Raw genomic sequence first — 15,933 nt, forward strand, 5'->3', positions numbered from 1 at the left:
GTGTAATAGCCTGATGCCATGACCCAGCAGTCACCAGTGGACTTTCCGCAGCTTCAATGGCGGCCGGCCGCAGTGTCCGACGTCCCCGCGTGGGCCGCGCTGATCGCACGGACGGCCGCCGCGGAACACCCCGTCTGGTATGAACGCGAGGCAGACCTCCAGCAGCACGTGGAGTCCCGAAAAAATCCACTGGCCACCCACACAGTGCTTGGCCTGGACGGCGGCGGCGTCATCAGGGCCTACGGCAGGATCTCCAAGAACCCGAACGGTGACAAGGCGCATGGATTCGGCTGCGTTGATCCGGCGTGGCAGCGGCGCGGGGTGGGAACGGCCCTTCTCGGCTGGCTGGAGCACAGCACCCGGCGGCGTTTCGCTGAAGACGCGGCCGGCGCCCCTGCTCCGGTGTTGCCCCGCCTCCGGATCGGCACTGAGCAGCAGCACGCTCACCAGGCAAAGCTGCTGGAATCAGCCGGCTATACGGTGGTCCGCTACTTCAACGAGATGCACCGGCCGCTGGACCAGCCGTTGCCCACGAAGGTCCTGGGCGGCGGGCTGGTGCTGGACGTCATGGCGGCGGAAATGCACGAACAGGTCCGCATCGCGCACAATGAGACCTTCCGCGACCACTGGGGCAGCGAGCCCCGGGATCAGGATTCCTGGTCCTTCACCGTCAAACACCCGCACGCCAGGCCGGATCTGAGCACAGTGGTAATCGACACGGAGAGTGGGACGGTGGCCGGCTACCAGCTGGCTTCCCATGATCCTGATCTTGCCGCCCGGCGCGGGTTCCGGGAGGGCTACACCGAACTGCTCGGAGTACGGCGGGAATACCGCGGACGGGGAATTGCGCAGGCGCTTCTGGCCGATGCCATGCACCGGTTTACCGTGGCAGGAATGGACGTGGCTTCACTGGACGTGGACTCGGAAAACCCCACCGGCGCGCTGGCCCTGTACACGGGGATGGGCTACCGGGCGGTCAACACCAGCATGGCGTGGGACAAAACGCTGTAGCCAACCAGCCGCGCCCTAGCCATCCACGCCCCAGCCGTCCGCGCGCTAGCCGTCCGCGCGCTAGCCGTCCGCGCGCTAGCCGTCCACGCGCTAGCCATCCACGTCGTGGAGGTGGTGTACCACGTCATGCAGGAAGTATTGCGCAAGCGTCAGGACCGTGAACTCGGAGCCGTTGCTGCGCAGGCCTTTCCGTCCCCAGTCGGACTCCCTGACCCCTGCAAATGACTCGGCGATCTGTTCGCCTTCGGCGGTCAGTTCGGCACTGACAACTGCGGGATCGGCGTTGGCGTAATCCATCTCGACGGCGGTGCGGTCCTGGTCCCAGTTTTCAAACTGTGCGTCGTCGGTATCGAGCATCAGGTTCAGCCGCTGGTCGAAGAGCGCAAAGACATCGCGGACGTGGCAGGCGTACTCCAGCGGCGACCATGTGGTGCCGTTGGGGCGTTCGGCCACCTCGGGACGCCGCAGGACCGCCCGCCACCGCGGCAGCATGTTCTGGATCGTGGCAGGGACGGTGGCGGGTGTGGCCGAGGAGAGGTCGAAGGAGCACTCAGGGCAAGGCCGGGTCAGGACCCAGGTCCAGTCCTTTTCATCAGGAATGATAGGCATGGCAGCAGTCTAAACGGGATCGGGCCACGCCATGGCAGGGCCCACCACATCCACCGCCTGGGAGAGCGGGATTCCCGAACCGTCCCGCCGGCCGTGCTCCTGCGGCAAGGATCTGGCAACGCCCGCCAGCGAGGAAGCCTTTGCAGGTCCGTGCCCCGCCCAGGCGAGCAGAAGCATGTCCTCGCCCTTGAGGAACCTGTGTGCGCGGACACCTGCTGTGGCGCGGCCCTTGGCAGGATACTCGGCGAAGGCCGTCACCTTCGCCGCGCCCGGAGCAGTTCCCGGCAGGGCGCCGTCTGTGCCGGCGATGGTGACCACCACGGCTTCGTCGTCGGTGGCTGAGACGGCACCAAAGAAAAGTACGGAATCACCCGCGGCGAGCTTGATGCCTGCCATGCCGCCTGCAGTCCTGCCCTGTGGACGGACGTTGGCGGCGCTGAACCGGAGCAGTTGTGCTTCGCGGGTGAGGAATACCAGCTCGGTCTCGTCAGACCCGGCCGGGGCCACCCCCACCACCAGGTCCTTGTCCTTGAGCGCAATGACTTCCCAGTCTTCGCGGTTCAGCGGGTACTCCGGCTGGACCCGCTTGACGATGCCCTGCACCGTCCCGATGGCCAGGACCTCATCCAGCGGCGCGAAGGCCACCAGCGATTCCCCCTTCAGAAGGGTGATGAAATCCTTGGCCTGCACCCCGCCCGCGAGGTTCGGCAGGCCGGACATCGGCGGGAGCACCGGCATGTCCATGACCTGCAGGCGCAGCATCCGCCCCTGGGATGTCACTGCGGCGATTTCCCCGCGGGCAGAGGTCTTCACTACGGAGCGGAAAACATCGTGCCGGGAGCGGGGGCCGGATTCAGCCAACGGCTCCTGGTTGGACGTCCGCGCGATCTGGCCCGAGGCCGTGAGGATGGCCCAGCAGGGGTCATCAGGGATCTCCAGAGCCAGGGGTGCGGCTTTGCCTTTCACGCCCGGGGCGGCGGCCAGAGCGGCAACGACAGTGGGGGAGACCGCCTCTGACTCAAGCAGGACTGTGCGCCGCGGCGTGCCGTACTTTTCGGCGATTTCGCCCAGCTCGGCGGACACGAGCCCACGGAGCCGCTCCTCCGAGCCGAGGATGGCTTCGAGCTCCGCGATCTCGCGGCGCAGCTCATCCTGCTCCTTCTCCAGCTCGATCCGGGAGTACTTGGTCAGCTGCCGCAGTCGCAGTTCCAGGATGTAGTTGGCCTGGATCTCGGAGAGGTCATAGATGGACATCAGCCGGGTCCGGGCCGCCGCAGCTTCATCGGAGGACCGGATGATCTGGATGACCTCGTCGATGTCCACGATGGCGATCAGGAGGCCCTCCACGAGGTGCAGGCGGTCCTTCTTCTTGAGCAGCCTGAACGCGGTCCGGCGGCGCACCACATCGATCCGGTGGTTCACATAGACAGAGAGCAGGGCCACCAGCCCCAGCGTCTGGGGCTGGCCATCCACCAGGGTGACGTTGTTGATGCCGAAGGAATCCTCCATCGGCGAGTAGCGGTACAGCTGCTGGAGCACGGCGTTGGGATTGAACCCGTTCTTCAGCTCGATGACCAGGCGCAGGCCGTGCTGGCGGTCGGTGAGGTCAACGATGTCGCTGATGCCCGTCAGCTTCTTCCCGTTGACGGCGTCCTTGATCTTCTCGATCACCTTTTCCGGGCCCACCATGTACGGCAGTTCGGTGACCACCAAACCGGTGCGGCGGGCCGAAAGCTGCTCGATCTCCACCTTGGCCCGGGTCTTGAAGGAACCGCGCCCTGTGGCGTAGGCATCGCGGATACCGTCCAGGCCCACAATCCGACCGCCGGTGGGCAGGTCAGGTCCCGGGACAAACCGCATCAGGTCATCCAAGCTGGCATCCGGATGGGCAATAAGGTGGCGGGCGGCTGCTATGACTTCCACCAGGTTGTGCGGGGCCATATTGGTGGCCATGCCGACGGCGATGCCCGTGGCGCCGTTGACCAGCAGGTTGGGGAACGCTGCCGGGAGGACATCGGGCTGGGTCAGCTGGTTGTCGTAGTTGGGGACGAAATCGACCACGTCTTCATCGAGGTGGTCGGTGAGCGTCAGCGCCGCCGCCGCGAGGCGCGCCTCCGTGTACCGCGGAGCCGCCGGGCCGTCGTCGAGCGAGCCGAAGTTTCCATGGCCGTCAATCAGGGGAAGCCGCAGCGAGAAGTCCTGCGCCATACGCACCATGGCGTCATAGATCGCAGTATCGCCATGGGGGTGGAGCTTGCCCATGACTTCGCCCACCACTCGGGCGCTCTTGACGTGGCCGCGGTCCGGGCGCAGGCCCATTTCGCTCATCATGTACAGGATCCGGCGCTGGACCGGCTTCAGGCCGTCACGGGCGTCAGGCAAGGCCCGGGAGTAGATCACCGAATACGCGTACTCGAGGAAGGAGCCTTCCATTTCGGACGTGACGTCGATGTCAACGATGTTCTCGACGAAATCCTGGCTGGCATCCCCGGCGGGGGTGGGGCTTTGGCGGCGTGCCATAGGGCGGGCGGATCCTTCTGGGGTACTGGTTTTCGATCTGGTCTTCAGGCAACGGGTCGGCGGCGGGAGTTTGTGGTTAGGCTAAGCCTATGGTGGATCAGCCCGGGGACGGCGTATATCCGGAACATTGGGAAGCCGATGTCGTTCTCCGGGACGGCGGAACAGCCCACCTGCGGCCCATCCTTCCCAGTGATGCGGACGCGGTCCAGGCCTTCCACGCCGGGCAGTCGCAGAACTCAATTTACATGCGCTTCTTCGCCTTCAAGGCCCGCCTGTCCAGCAAGGAGCTCAAACGCTTCACCGAGGTGGACTACAAGGACCGGGTGGCGCTGGTCATCACTTTCCGCGGCGAGATCCTTGGGATCGGCCGCTACGACAGGCTGGATGATCCCGCCGAAGCCGAGGTCGCCTTCAACATCGCGGACGCCCACCAGGGCCGGGGCATCGGTTCCATCCTCCTTGAACATTTGGCCACCGCTGCCCATGAGAACGGGATCCGCCGCTTCAGCGCCGAAGTCCTGCCGGAAAACCGCAAGATGCTGATGGTTTTCGCTGACGCCGGCTACGACGTCAAACGCCACTTCGACGACGGCGTCGTGAGCCTCGAATTCAATATCGACCCCACGGAAAAGTCCCGGGCCGTCATGGAGTCACGCGAGCACCGCGCGGAGGCCAGAAGCGTCCGGGACCTGCTGGCGCCGTCGTCCGTTGCAGTGATCGGGGCCAGCCGCAAATGGGGAACCGTGGGTTACCAGCTGCTGGAGCACATCATCGAAGGCGGCTTTACCGGCCCGGTCTACGCCATCAACCCCGAGGCGTTTGAGCTGGCTGGAATGATCTCCTTCGCCAGGCTCCAGGACGTCCCGGACCAGGTGGGGCTGGCCATCATCGCCGTCCCCTACGAGGAAGTGGCCACGGTGGTGGACCAGTGCGCCGCTGCCGGCGTCAAGGGAGTGGTGATAGCCACTGCAGGCTTCGAGGACGACGGCGCCCGCGGCCTTGCGCGCCAACGCGACCTGGTCCGCAAAGCCCGGGCCAGCGGCATGCGGGTCATCGGGCCTGCCTCGCTGGGAATCGTCAACACGCACCCGGACGTGATGCTCAACGCCTCCATGGCGCCCACCATGCCGCGGCGCGGCGGCCTGGGCCTGTTCAGTCAGTCCGCGGCCATCGGGGTATCCCTCTACGCTGCCTCAAGCCGGCGCCGGCTGGGCCTGTCCACCCTGTTGTCTGCCGGTAACAGGGCGGACGTCTCCGGCAACGACATGATGCAGTTCTGGGAGGACGACGCCGGCACCACCGCCGTGGGCCTGTATCTGGAGTCGATCGGGAACCCGCGCAAATTCTCCCGGATCGCCCGGCGGCTGGCACGCACCAAGCCGGTAGTAGTAGCCAAGTCCGAGACCATGGGCCTGCGCCTGCCGCCCGGCCACGCAGTCCGGACCACCCAGGCGCCCGCCGGAGCACTGGACGCCATGATGCGGCAGTCGGGCGTCATCAGGGTGGAGACCATCGAACAGCTGATGGACATCGCGCAGGTGGTGGCAGGTCAGCCTTTGCCCGCGGGGCCCGGTCTGGCAATTATCAGCAACTCGCTGGCACTGGGCAGGGTGGTGGCGGACAGCGCCGCAGCCCACGGCCTGGAAGTGGACGGCATCGTCACCGACGTTGACCTCGACGCCGGCATGTCACTGGCACTTCCTGCCCTCAGGCGCAGCCTCCAGGAAACCCTTGCCTCCGCCAAGGTGCACGCCGTGGTGGCGGCCCTGCTGCCGGCCCGGGGGCTGACAGTGGATCACATCGCCGAGGTCCTGGCAGAATGTTCCGCCGCTGCCGGAAAGCCGGTGGTGGCCGCGTTCACCGGCATCCTCGATCCCTCCGTCTACGTGGAGGGCATGATGGGAGCCGACGGCCGGGCAGTTCCCTGCTTCTCAAATCCCGGCGCAGCGGTGGCAGCGCTCGCCGCCACCGTGCGCTATGCCGAGTGGGTGGCACGGGACCCGGGCCATTTCGTGGAGCCGGAAGGCTGCCACCCCGAAAATGCGCGGATCCTCCTGGATCAGTTGCTCCACGACGTTCAGGGTGAACAGCTGAAAACCCTGGATCCCGGGGCCGCAGCCGCCCTGCTGGCGCACTACGGCATCCAGGTGCTGCCGTCCGCAACGTTCGAAACAGAGGACGAAGCCGTTGAAGCCGCGGACCGGCTGGGCTACCCGGTGGTCCTGAAAACCACTGACCCGGCGCTCCGCCACCGCCTCGACCTGGGCGGCGTGCGCCTGGACATCGAGGATGCCGAGTCGCTCCGCCGGAACATCTCCCAGATGCGGCGCTCGCTGGCACCGTTCGGTTCCCGGGCCTTGGAGGTCCAGTCCATGGCGCCGGTAGGCCAGGCCTGTACGTTCCGCGCCATCGAGGATCCACTGCTGGGACCGGTGGTCTCTTTCGGGCTGGCAGGGGACGCCGTGAACCTGCTCGACGACTGGGCGCACCGCGTGCCGCCGCTGTCCGCTGTTGACGTCAAGGACTTCATCCGCGCACCCCGGGCTTCACGCAAGCTCTTGGGCTACCAGGGACTTCCGGCCGTGGATATTGATGCCCTCGAAGACCTCGCCGGCCGGCTGGCCTGGATGAAGGACAACCATCCGGAGATAGCTTTGGTGGAGTTCAACCCCGTCCTGTCCGGCCCGCACGGGGTGTCCATCCTCGCGGCGGACATCCGGATCGGCAACGCGGCCCAGCGCACCGACAGCGCCCGCCGCGCCATGCTGGGCTAAGGGCGGTTAGCAAGTCCCCGGCCGATCTGTGAAAATGGGGGAATGAGCTCACAGCCTCCGCAGTCAACGCCTTCCACGCCCGGCAGTGACAACCTGGCAACCCGCCCGCACAGCTCACACAGCCACACGCCGCAGGGGCAGACCCTGGACGGCGCGCTCCAAAAGGCCGGCTTCTACCCGCTTCTGGTGGCCGACGTCGTTGATGACGCCCTGGATGGCCGCGAATGCGTGGCCCACCTGGTGCACCTGGAGACCCACTTCGACCGGGCCGAGGTCCGCCGGCACATCACCGTGCTGGTCCTGACCGCGGACATGCTGGTCATCACCCACGTGGACGATCAGCAGCTCGATGAAGCCGGCGAACAGACCGTCGCCCAGATCTCCACCGAATCCGTGCCCGTGGCGCAGATCAGGTCCGTGGTCCTCAGCTACATGTACTCCCAGCCACAGGACTACAAACCCTCCGATCCTGTCCGGGAGGTCACCCTCGCCATCGCCTGGTCCGGCGGCCAGCGGCTGGACATGGGGCCCGCGAGCTGCGGGGATCCTCAGTGCGAGGCCGATCACGGCTACAGCGGAACCATCGCCCAGGAGGACATCGTCCTGCGCATCAGCGCCGAAGCCGACGGCCTGCAGGCCGTACAGGACGCCAAGCTCTTCGCCCGTGCCCTGCGGGCAGTGAACACCGGCTCCACGGCCCCGGTGGCCCACAACGGCCAAACCCTTCAGCCCCGGCCCAGGACGGGCGTTTTCGGGAACCGGCTGAGCCGCGGCCACCAGCAGCGCTGAGATGCCCGACCAAGGAAAGACGACCCTCTCCGCCGCAGGTGCTCCCGCCCCGGGAACAGCTGTCCCGCCAAATATGCCGCCCCCGCCTGCGTTTGGCCGGCGCTCCGTCGCGGAGGTTCTGACCAGCGCGGCAGCCAGCCTGGGAGCGGAGGGTTTCAGCAACACCCTGGGCCTCCCGCCGGCGTCGCGCGTGTGCGTTGTCCTCGCTGACGGCCTGGGCCGGAACCTCCTGAAACAGAAGTCCGCCCACACACCCTTCCTGCGGTCCAGGATGCAGGCAGGCCAAGGGGAGATTCCGGTGTGGCTGGACTCCACGTTCCCCTCCACCACCGCTTCCGCCCTCTCCAGCTTCGGCACCGGCGTCCCCCCGGGCCAGCACGGACTGGTGGGCTATGACGTCCTGGACCCCGAACAGGACAAAGTGGTCAACATGCTGGGCAACTGGGATGCCGGCGTGGACCCTGCCACCTGGCAGCCCTTTCCCACGGTCTTTGAGCGGGCGGCGCAGAGCCTTGACGTAATTACCGTCAGCCTGCCGCAGTTCGGCGATTCCCCCATGACACGGGCAGCCCTCCGCGGCGGACGCTTCGTCTCCGCTACCACCTCCCATGCCCGCACCGCCGCTGCAGCAGAAGCCATGGCTACCGCCGGGCCCTCCCTGATGTACTTCTACGTCAACGAACTGGACAAGGCCGGCCACCGGTACGGCTGCCAGTCGGAACAGTGGGAACACCAGCTGGAGGAACTGGATGCCACCGTCAAGCGGCTCAACGCCTCCCTTCCCGCGGGAACCACTGTGCTGCTGACCGCGGACCACGGCATGCTCGACGTACCCGAACCGCAGCGCATCGACTACTCCGCGGACCCCTCGCTCATTGACGGCGTACGGCACACGGCGGGGGAGCCGCGGATGGTGCATCTCTACCTCGAGCCCGGAGCCGGCACCGCGGGACGGCAACGCCTGCTTGAAGCCTGGCGTGCCCGGTTCGGTGACAGGATCTGGGCTTTCACCCGTGAGGACGCCATCGCTGCGGGACTCTTCGGGACTGTGCGCCCCGCCGTCGAACCGCGGATCGGCGACATCATGATCGCCGCCCGGGACGCCCTGGCCCTTTACGACACCCGCCGGGTGAGGCCCGCGGCCATGGAGGTTGTGGGCCAGCACGGCTCCCTGACCAAGGCGGAACGCGAAGTACCGCTGCTGTTCTTTACCGCCGAAGGCAGGCGTCCGGTCCGTGGCTGAGCTGCTGTTTTTCTCCGGCACCATGGACTGCGGCAAGTCCACCCTTGCCCTGCAGATGGATTACAACCACCGGGCCAGAGGGCGGGGCGGGGTCCGCTTCAGCCGCAACGACCGTGCCGGCGGGTCAAGGATTTCCAGCCGCCTGGGTTTGGAGACCGACGCGGTGGAGGTCCTCGACGCCACAGACTTCTGGGACGAAGTAGTCAACCGGCGAACCAAAGGCAAACGCGTTGACTACCTGATCTGTGACGAGGCCCAGTTCTACTCGCCAGCGCAGGTGGAGCAGCTGGCCCGGGTGGTGGATGAGATGGAGGTGGACGTTTTTGCCTTCGGCATCACGGCTGACTTCCGCGCCCGGCTCTTTCCCGGTTCCCAGCGGCTGATCGAACTTGCAGACCGCGTGCAGGTACTCCAGGTCGAGGCGCTGTGCTGGTGCGGGCGCCGGGCCACCCAGAATGCCCGCACGGTGGACGGGGTGATGGTCATGGAAGGCGCCCAGGTGGTGGTGGGTGACGTGGAAATGGGCACTGATCATGCCTCAGCGGGAGGCGGCGGCCAGGCGCCGGTAGTGGGCTACGAGACCCTGTGCCGCCGGCACTACATGCGGCGGGTCACGGCGCACGGCGCGAACATCATGGCACGGCAGGATCCGCTGCTGCCCTTCGAGGTGGATGCGTGCCTGTGGCGCGGATCCGGCGAAACCTCAGCCTGAGAACTCAGTCCCTCCGGGTTCCAAAAACAATTTCATCCCAGCTGGGGACCGTGGACCGCTTCGGTTTTGCGGGCTGCCGTTCGGGCAGGTCGGCGTCTTCCCCGCGTGAACCAGGTTCGCCGGAACCCTCTGAATCCGAGGACCGGCGGGGGCTTCCACCGCCGAGGAGTTCATCCAGGCCCACGCTGAGCGTCGGGTTACGTGACTCGGACGGCTCGGGTGTGGAGTCGCTGCGCGGTTGCGACGGCGGCACAGGGCCTGCCGGACGTAGCGGGGACGCCACAATGGTGATTTCCCGGGTGTCTGTACTGACGCCGTCGTGCAGTTTCAGCACGTCATCTTCAGGTTCCCGGTGCGGCGGGATCAGGCTCAGCCGGGACAGCATGGACGGCCTGCCTTCCCGCTTGCGGGTCAGTGGATCCGCCGGGGCGGCAGGCGCTGCCGCGTCCGTATTGTCTGCGTCTGCGGGAGCACCTTCCTGGGCCTCCCGCGCTCCGTTGTCCCGGGCACCGTGGTCCCGTGAGCCGGTTTCCGGCTCCGCTACCTCCGACGGCCGCGGATGCGCCGCGGGCACCCCGTGGGTCAGGAGCAGTGCCAGGGCGTCGTCCGCGTCCTCGTCCACACCCAGGCGCTGGCCGCGGCGTGACCGGAGCATGTCCAGGAGGCCGTCCGATTCCTTGGACGGGGGGACGGACTGCGGGCCGGTTGAGTTGCGCGCGGCCGCTTCCGCGTCGGTTTCAAAATCAAAAGGCCGGTCCGAAACGGCCGTCAGCCGGCGGGCTGGGACAGGCCCGTCCATGGGCTCCAGCTCGCTGAGCTGCTGCGCCCAGCGGTTGGCGTTCTGCAGCGATTTGCGGGCCGGGCTGAAGGTCCACAGCGCGGGCGGCTCCTCGCCGATCCCGGCGGTACGGCCCTTGTTGGCTTCAAAACGGGCAGCCACGGTCCAGCTGCCGTCCGGGCGTCGCCATGAATCCCACTCCACGGTGGACGGTTCAACGCCGTAGGCCGAGAGCCGGTGGTAAACCATTTCCTGGAGCGACGCCGGGTTGTCACCAAAAACGGAGCGGTAGGTGTCATGGCCAGGGGAGGGGGAAGCCACTTCGATCTTCCGGGCCTGTTGGGCCACGTACTCACGCTCGGCCAGCACCGGACCCTCATAGCGCTCCACTTTGGCAAGGGGCAGCCCTGAAAGCTCCGCCACGTCGGCCGCAGTGGCACCGCTGCGGATCCGCGCCTGGATGTCCCGCGGGGACATGGCAATAGGCACGGCCGTGGCCGCTGGTTTCGCGGTAGACCGGCTGGCCGACCGCAGTGCTTCATCGATCGGCAGCTGGAACATCTCGCCGCCGGCGCCGCTCAACAGGAGATGCTCCCCGTCGTCGTGTACGCCTACAAGCCGTAGATCCTGCATACAAATCCTCCACCCTGGCATTACTATCAATCGAAACTCTGCCACCGACGGCAGCTCTTTTGCCTTAGGAGCAAGGGCGCGCCGTGATATTCCGGGACTTTCCCGTGCTGCGGAGGCGGATAGCCAGGGAAAAGGACGGACACTTCTACTGCAGGGAGTGCGAAGGCTGAGCCGCCGGCTACTGCCCTGAAAGGGCGGTCACCAGTTCGTCCGGCCGGCGCGAGGATGCCAGCCAGTAAGGGGTGCGGTCTGAGGGGTCGGTGATTTCGATCCGGACCACGGGATCGATCCAGCCCCGGATGCAGAGGTAAGCGAGCCCGTTCAGCTTCGTTCCCCGTTGGGCAGTGGCTTCCTTGCCACGGAACGCCTCCACGCCGCCGATGAAGCGGCGCTCGATGGTGGCGCGGCCTACTGTCAGTGCCTCAGGGGTGACCAGTATGGTGGGCGTGGACGTCAGCAGCATGGCGGCAATAATGGTGAACAGCACGCCCGCGGCGATGTAGCCGGCAGCCATGCTGATCGGAGCGAAGACCAGGATGCCCGCGCCGGAGATTCCCGCCGCGATGATCCAGATCCAGATGTTCGGCCACAGCCTCTCCCGAAAGATGGCCGGAGTGCCGGCTGGGGACGCGCTGGGGACAGGGGCAGTGGAACTGGGATCGGGCATGCCAACAGCTTTCCATCTTTGCCTGGCTATTTCATCTTGGGTACCTCCGGGCGGCCGGGCGATTCTAGGTCGGAACTGCGGCTGGGCGTTAGAGTGTGTGACTGTGACTGACGAACTTGCCACTGTTGAACCCGCTGTCGAATCCGCTCCGGCGAACACCCTGCCCGGCGCTGCGCCGGATGCTGCCGTTCCCTATGGAGCCCCCACGCTCCAGGTGCAGCTGAAAATGCTCGACGACGGACTTGAGTTTCCGTCCTACGCGCACCCAGGCGACGCGGGGGCGGACCTGCGGGCCCGCGAGGACGTGGTGTTGCATCCGGGCGAGCGCAAGCTGGTGCCCACCGGAGTTTCCATTGCTTTGCCGGACGGCTTTGTGGCACTGATCCACCCCCGCTCGGGCCTGGCAACGAAGCATGGGCTGACCATTGTCAACGCGCCGGGGACGGTGGACGCCGGCTACCGCGGCGAAATTTCCGTGACCCTGCTCAATACTGATATGCGGGAAGCCATCGAGCTGCGACGCGGCGATAGAATTGCACAGATGGTCATCCAGCGGGTGGAGTATGCGCAGTTTGTCCCCGTCAACGATCTCAGCGGGTCCGTGCGGGGAGCCGGCGGATTCGGCTCAACCGGCGGATTTACCTCACCCCCAGCCTGACCCCCGCCTGTTCGGCCGGCCCGGCGTTGGTTGCCCGTGGTGGCGAAGACTTTCGGCGGCCGCCCGGCACCACCGGCCGCCAGGCGCTTATCCGGCCGCCAGGTACTTGAACAGCCGCCATGCACGTTAACAACAAAGGAGACGAACCCCATGGTTTTTGGGCTCGGCAGGAAATCGAAGAAGGACCAGGCAGCCGAACCGGATGAGGCCGCTGCCTCAGCGGAATCATCGGATTACGCTGACAAGGCTTCGGAGGGCGCCGGGAGGGCAACCGGCCCGTTCGACGTCTCCGAAATCTCCAGCCGTGACGGCTACGTTGACCTCGGCGCCCTGCTGATCGCGCCGAGTGAGGGGCTCCAGCTCCGGCTCGAAGTTGAGGAGGCCACTCAGCGTGTGGTGGCGGTGACGATGGACCTGAACGGATCCAGCCTGCAGCTTCAGGCCTTTGCTGCTCCTAAGAGCGAAGGCCTCTGGGACGAAATCCGTGACCAGATCGGTCAGTCAGTGGGAAGCCAGGGCGGACAGGTTGAGGAAATCCAAGGCGAATTCGGGTCCGAACTGATTGCCAAACTGCCCGCCGGCGCGGCCGACGGCAGCCAGGGGTACCGGGTGGCGCGCTTCATCGGGGTCGACGGCCCGCGTTGGTTCCTCCGCGGAGTCCTGGGCGGCGACGCAGCCATGGACCGTGCGGCAGCGGCTCCTCTTGAATCGCTGTTCCGCCAGATTGTGGTGATCAGGGGGGACAGCCCCATGCCGCCGCGGGACCTGCTGCAGCTCCGGCTGCCGAAGGACGCCAGCCCCACCCCGCCGCCTCCCGCGCCGGAAGCACCTGCTGCCCCGAATCTCCAGCAACCCGAGCGTGGTCCGGAAGTCACACAGATTGGCTGATTCCCGCCATGGTCCGGCCGGCCCGTCAGGGGAGGCCGGCGTACCTGTCAGCAGCCTTCCGGAGCGCGGACGGGTGGTGTGTCACGGTTTCATTGAATCGGTCACCTACGTGCCGGTAGACCAGAACCCCGCGTTCTCCGCTATCGTCTCGGATCCCGGGCCCCAGCGGTCCGGGGCAAAGCAGGCACCGGGGACCCGGGGCCGGCTGCGGGTGGTCTGGCTGGGGCGGCGCAAGGTTCCCGGCATAGAAGCCGGGACGGAAGTCCGCATCGAGGGCATGCTGGTCCTGAGCCAGGGACTGCCCACCATCTTTAATCCACGCTACGAAATACTTTCCCGCCAGGAGCACGAATGACCCCGTCCCAGCCAGACCCGTCCTCCGGCGCGGACCAGCAGCACGCCTCCGGCCCGGCCCGCCCGGGACAATCAGGCCAAGCACAATCAGGCCAAGCGCAATCAGGCCAAGCACAATCAGGCACGGGACCAGCCGGCACGGAGCCTGCCTCCATTGCAGGTCTGGCAGAGGGCTACGCAGCCCAGGCAGGCCTTCACCGGACCCACGACGGCCGGATCGATGTCCTCAAGACGGCCGGGGGATACCAGGGCATCGCCGAGAGCATTGTGCCTGGACTGCTGTTCCTGGTCACGTTCACTCTCACCCGTGACCTGACGCTGTCGCTGGTGGCGGCCCTGGCATCGGCGGCTGCGTTCACAGTGGTCCGCCTCATCCAGCGCCGCCCCCTGACCCAGGCCCTGGCTGGAGTGGTCGGGGTGGGCATCTCGGCCTGGCTGGCGAACACGACGGGCAAGGCGGAGGACTTTTACCTGCCCGGCTTCATCACCAACGCCGTGTACATCGTGGCCATGGTCATCTCGATCGCCATCAAGTGGCCTGTGGCGGGACTGTTGTTCGGATTCATCCGCAATGAGGGCCTGGACTGGCGCAAGGATCCGGTCCGCCTCAGGGCGTACCGCCTGGGCACGTGGATCATCGTCGGCGTCCTGGTGCTTCGCCTGGTGGTCCAGGTTCCGCTGTACCTGATGGGGTCGGACGGATTGGCGGCCCTTGCCACCACCCGGCTGATCATGAGTACACCGCTCTACATCCTCGGCGTCTGGATTGCGTGGCTGATCACCCGCCCGGTTCCCGCCGCCGATGATCAGCCTTCGAAGCCGTCGTCCTCCGGAACCTGAGCCGCGGCTACCTGCACACCTTCCTCCGGGAGGGCGTCCCCGGAAGGTTCAGCTGACTCGGGGGACAGCAGCGCACGCAGCTCGTCCTCGGCGGCGATCGTGGTGACGAAGAACAGCTCGTCGCCGCCGTCGATCACGTCATCCCGGCTGGGAGTGATGGGCGCATGGTCCCGGAGGATCGCCACCAGAGTGGAGTCCTCGGGCCACTCGATGCTGCCCACCGTCAGGCCTATGACATGGGAGTCGTGCGGAACCGTGAACTCCACCAGGGAGGACACTCCGGTCTGCAGCGTCAGCAACCGGACCAGGTCACCGATCTCCACGGCTTCCTCCACCAGCGCCGTCATGAGCTGGGGGGTGTTGACGGCAACGTCAACGCCCCAGGAGTCGTTGAACATCCAGTCGTTCTTGGGATTGTTGACGCGGCCCACCGTGCGCCCCACACCGAACTCGGTTTTCGCCAGGAGCGAGACCACCAGGTTCACCTTGTCATCGCCCGTAGCGGAGACCACGACGTCCGCTTCCTCCACTTTGGCGCCCTGCAGGGTGCTGAGTTCGCAGGCGTCACCCACCAGCCAATGCGCGCCGCGCAGGCCGCTTCGGCCGATCACCTCAGGTTTGAGGTCGATCAGCAGGATTTCGTGTTTGTGGGCCAGGAGTTCCCGGGCGATGGAAGACCCCACGCTCCCCGCGCCGACAATAACAACCTTCACTACAACTCCTTGACAGGTGCTTTGGCCAGGATCTGTGCGACCTGGGAACTGCGCTCCACAGGCAGCATGGCGTGGACTGTATCGCCGTCCTGGTATGACGTGCCGGGCTCGGGAAGCATGCCCTCACCGAACCGGGTCAGGTACGCCACGCGGATGTCCGCGGCCTTCTCGATCTCACTGACCCGGTGGCCGATCCAGCCGGCATCCAGATCCACTTCAGCGAGTACCAGCCGGCCGGACGGCTCGCGGAAATCGCCGGCCAGGTGCTGTTCGGGGAGGATGCGCCGCAACACCTGGTCAGCACTCCAGCGCACGGCAGCCACGGTGGGAATTCCGAGCCGCTGGTAGATTTCCGCGCGGCCGGGATCGTAGATCCTCGCCACCACATGCGGGACGTGGAAGGTTTCGCGCGCCACCCGGGTGGCCAAAATGTTGGAGTTGTCCCCGCTGGACACCGCGGCGAAGGCGTAAGCCTCCGCCACACCGGCCTGCTGGAGGGTGTCCCGGTCAAAACCCACACCCGTGACTTTCCGCCCGGTGAAGCCCTGCCGAAGCCGGCGGAACGCACGGTCATCCTGGTCAATGATGGCCACGGAATGACCGGCGTCCTCCAGCGTGTGTGCCAGAGTCGCCCCCACCCGGCCACATCCCATGATCACGAAATGCGCCACCGTTTCTCCTCAAGTTCCGTAGCCTGTTGCTGCTGCTAGAACTCTACCGGCATGGCACCGCCCGGAGCCGCGC

General features: G+C 66.4%; 15 protein-coding genes. 9 read left to right on the forward strand and 6 right to left on the reverse strand.

Annotated features, from left to right (window positions below; all coding sequences use genetic code 11):
- The first annotated feature begins 18 nt into the window (after positions 1-18).
- The gene (locus ACP7AX_RS05650; RefSeq protein ID WP_426225698.1) at positions 19-1,011 is read left to right on the forward strand and encodes a GNAT family N-acetyltransferase; all 993 of its coding nucleotides are present in this window, start codon (positions 19-21) and stop codon (positions 1,009-1,011) included.
- 90 nt (positions 1,012-1,101) lie between these two features.
- Here the strand turns inward: ACP7AX_RS05650 and ACP7AX_RS05655 are convergent, their stop codons facing one another.
- Together ACP7AX_RS05655 and ACP7AX_RS05660 are read right to left on the reverse strand one after the other, a co-directional pair.
- A complete protein-coding gene (locus ACP7AX_RS05655; protein ID WP_131681768.1) occupies positions 1,102-1,620 on the reverse strand; it encodes a DinB family protein in 519 nt (172 codons plus the stop codon).
- Between the two features lie 9 nt (positions 1,621-1,629).
- Positions 1,630-4,140, reverse strand: a complete 2,511-nt coding sequence (locus ACP7AX_RS05660; protein ID WP_131681767.1) for a DNA topoisomerase (ATP-hydrolyzing) — start codon at positions 4,138-4,140, stop codon at positions 1,630-1,632.
- 89 nt (positions 4,141-4,229) lie between these two features.
- On the opposite strand from ACP7AX_RS05660, the gene ACP7AX_RS05665 reads away from it, so the two are divergent.
- Genes ACP7AX_RS05665 through ACP7AX_RS05680 form a run of 4 tightly spaced genes read left to right on the forward strand, consistent with a single transcriptional unit; the run spans position 4,230 to position 9,658 of the window.
- Entirely contained in the window at positions 4,230-6,914 is a 2,685-nt protein-coding gene (locus tag ACP7AX_RS05665; RefSeq protein ID WP_426225699.1) for a GNAT family N-acetyltransferase, read from the forward strand.
- 42 nt (positions 6,915-6,956) lie between these two features.
- Positions 6,957-7,703, forward strand: a complete 747-nt coding sequence (locus tag ACP7AX_RS05670; RefSeq protein WP_131681765.1) for a DUF5998 family protein — start codon at positions 6,957-6,959, stop codon at positions 7,701-7,703.
- Between the two features lies 1 nt (position 7,704).
- Complete coding sequence (locus ACP7AX_RS05675) at positions 7,705-8,946, forward strand: alkaline phosphatase family protein (RefSeq protein WP_426225700.1); 1,242 nt, start codon at positions 7,705-7,707, stop codon at positions 8,944-8,946.
- Positions 8,939-9,658, forward strand: a complete 720-nt coding sequence (locus ACP7AX_RS05680; RefSeq protein ID WP_426225701.1) for a thymidine kinase — start codon at positions 8,939-8,941, stop codon at positions 9,656-9,658. Before ACP7AX_RS05675 ends, ACP7AX_RS05680 begins: the two co-directional genes overlap by 8 nt.
- Before the next feature lie 4 nt (positions 9,659-9,662).
- Here the strand turns inward: ACP7AX_RS05680 and sepH are convergent, their stop codons facing one another.
- Together sepH and ACP7AX_RS05690 are read right to left on the reverse strand one after the other, a co-directional pair.
- Positions 9,663-11,069 carry a septation protein SepH gene (sepH, locus tag ACP7AX_RS05685; RefSeq protein ID WP_426225702.1) on the reverse strand — a complete coding sequence of 469 codons (1,407 nt, stop codon included), beginning with the start codon at positions 11,067-11,069 and terminating at the stop codon, positions 9,663-9,665.
- A 178-nt stretch (positions 11,070-11,247) separates the two neighbouring features.
- Entirely contained in the window at positions 11,248-11,736 is a 489-nt protein-coding gene (locus ACP7AX_RS05690) for a DUF3093 family protein (RefSeq protein WP_131681761.1), read from the reverse strand.
- Positions 11,737-11,896: 160 nt separating this feature from the next.
- On the opposite strand from ACP7AX_RS05690, the gene dut reads away from it, so the two are divergent.
- The 4 genes from dut (at position 11,897) to ACP7AX_RS05710 (ending at position 14,476) form a co-directional block, all read left to right on the forward strand.
- Entirely contained in the window at positions 11,897-12,394 is a 498-nt protein-coding gene (gene dut / locus ACP7AX_RS05695; RefSeq protein WP_426225833.1) for a dUTP diphosphatase, read from the forward strand.
- A 150-nt stretch (positions 12,395-12,544) separates the two neighbouring features.
- Positions 12,545-13,282 carry a DUF3710 domain-containing protein gene (locus ACP7AX_RS05700; protein ID WP_426225703.1) on the forward strand — a complete coding sequence of 246 codons (738 nt, stop codon included), beginning with the start codon at positions 12,545-12,547 and terminating at the stop codon, positions 13,280-13,282.
- Positions 13,275-13,637, forward strand: a complete 363-nt coding sequence (locus tag ACP7AX_RS05705) for a hypothetical protein (protein WP_426225704.1) — start codon at positions 13,275-13,277, stop codon at positions 13,635-13,637. The genes ACP7AX_RS05700 and ACP7AX_RS05705 overlap by 8 nt, the downstream gene beginning before the upstream one ends.
- Complete coding sequence (locus ACP7AX_RS05710) at positions 13,634-14,476, forward strand: DUF3159 domain-containing protein (protein ID WP_426225705.1); 843 nt, start codon at positions 13,634-13,636, stop codon at positions 14,474-14,476. Before ACP7AX_RS05705 ends, ACP7AX_RS05710 begins: the two co-directional genes overlap by 4 nt.
- Here ACP7AX_RS05710 and ACP7AX_RS05715 read toward each other — a convergent pair.
- Together ACP7AX_RS05715 and ACP7AX_RS05720 are read right to left on the reverse strand one after the other, a co-directional pair.
- Entirely contained in the window at positions 14,443-15,189 is a 747-nt protein-coding gene (locus ACP7AX_RS05715; RefSeq protein WP_426225706.1) for a potassium channel family protein, read from the reverse strand. The two genes, ACP7AX_RS05710 and ACP7AX_RS05715, sit on opposite strands and share 34 nt — an antisense overlap.
- On the reverse strand, positions 15,189-15,860 hold the full coding sequence (locus ACP7AX_RS05720; protein ID WP_426225707.1) for a potassium channel family protein: 672 nt from the start codon (positions 15,858-15,860) through the stop codon (positions 15,189-15,191). Before ACP7AX_RS05720 ends, ACP7AX_RS05715 begins: the two co-directional genes overlap by 1 nt.
- Positions 15,861-15,933 lie beyond the last annotated feature (73 nt).

Source organism: Pseudarthrobacter sp. DSP2-3-2b1 (assembly GCF_049895945.1).
In the GTDB taxonomy this organism is placed as follows: domain Bacteria; phylum Actinomycetota; class Actinomycetes; order Actinomycetales; family Micrococcaceae; genus Arthrobacter.

What these genes read in the sequence shown, in the direction of transcription:
- ACP7AX_RS05690 (WP_131681761.1), bottom strand. Translation starts at nt 11,736, where the DNA reads ATGCCCGATCCCAGTTCCACTGCCCCTGTCCCCAGCGCGTCCCCAGCC.
- ACP7AX_RS05665 (WP_426225699.1), top strand. Translation starts at nt 4,230, where the DNA reads ATGGTGGATCAGCCCGGGGACGGCGTATATCCGGAACATTGGGAAGCC.
- ACP7AX_RS05650 (WP_426225698.1), top strand. Translation starts at nt 19, where the DNA reads ATGACCCAGCAGTCACCAGTGGACTTTCCGCAGCTTCAATGGCGGCCG.
- ACP7AX_RS05655 (WP_131681768.1), bottom strand. Translation starts at nt 1,620, where the DNA reads ATGCCTATCATTCCTGATGAAAAGGACTGGACCTGGGTCCTGACCCGG.
- ACP7AX_RS05710 (WP_426225705.1), top strand. Translation starts at nt 13,634, where the DNA reads ATGACCCCGTCCCAGCCAGACCCGTCCTCCGGCGCGGACCAGCAGCAC.
- ACP7AX_RS05700 (WP_426225703.1), top strand. Translation starts at nt 12,545, where the DNA reads ATGGTTTTTGGGCTCGGCAGGAAATCGAAGAAGGACCAGGCAGCCGAA.
- ACP7AX_RS05675 (WP_426225700.1), top strand. Translation starts at nt 7,705, where the DNA reads ATGCCCGACCAAGGAAAGACGACCCTCTCCGCCGCAGGTGCTCCCGCC.
- sepH (WP_426225702.1), bottom strand. Translation starts at nt 11,069, where the DNA reads ATGCAGGATCTACGGCTTGTAGGCGTACACGACGACGGGGAGCATCTC.
- ACP7AX_RS05660 (WP_131681767.1), bottom strand. Translation starts at nt 4,140, where the DNA reads ATGGCACGCCGCCAAAGCCCCACCCCCGCCGGGGATGCCAGCCAGGAT.
- ACP7AX_RS05670 (WP_131681765.1), top strand. Translation starts at nt 6,957, where the DNA reads ATGAGCTCACAGCCTCCGCAGTCAACGCCTTCCACGCCCGGCAGTGAC.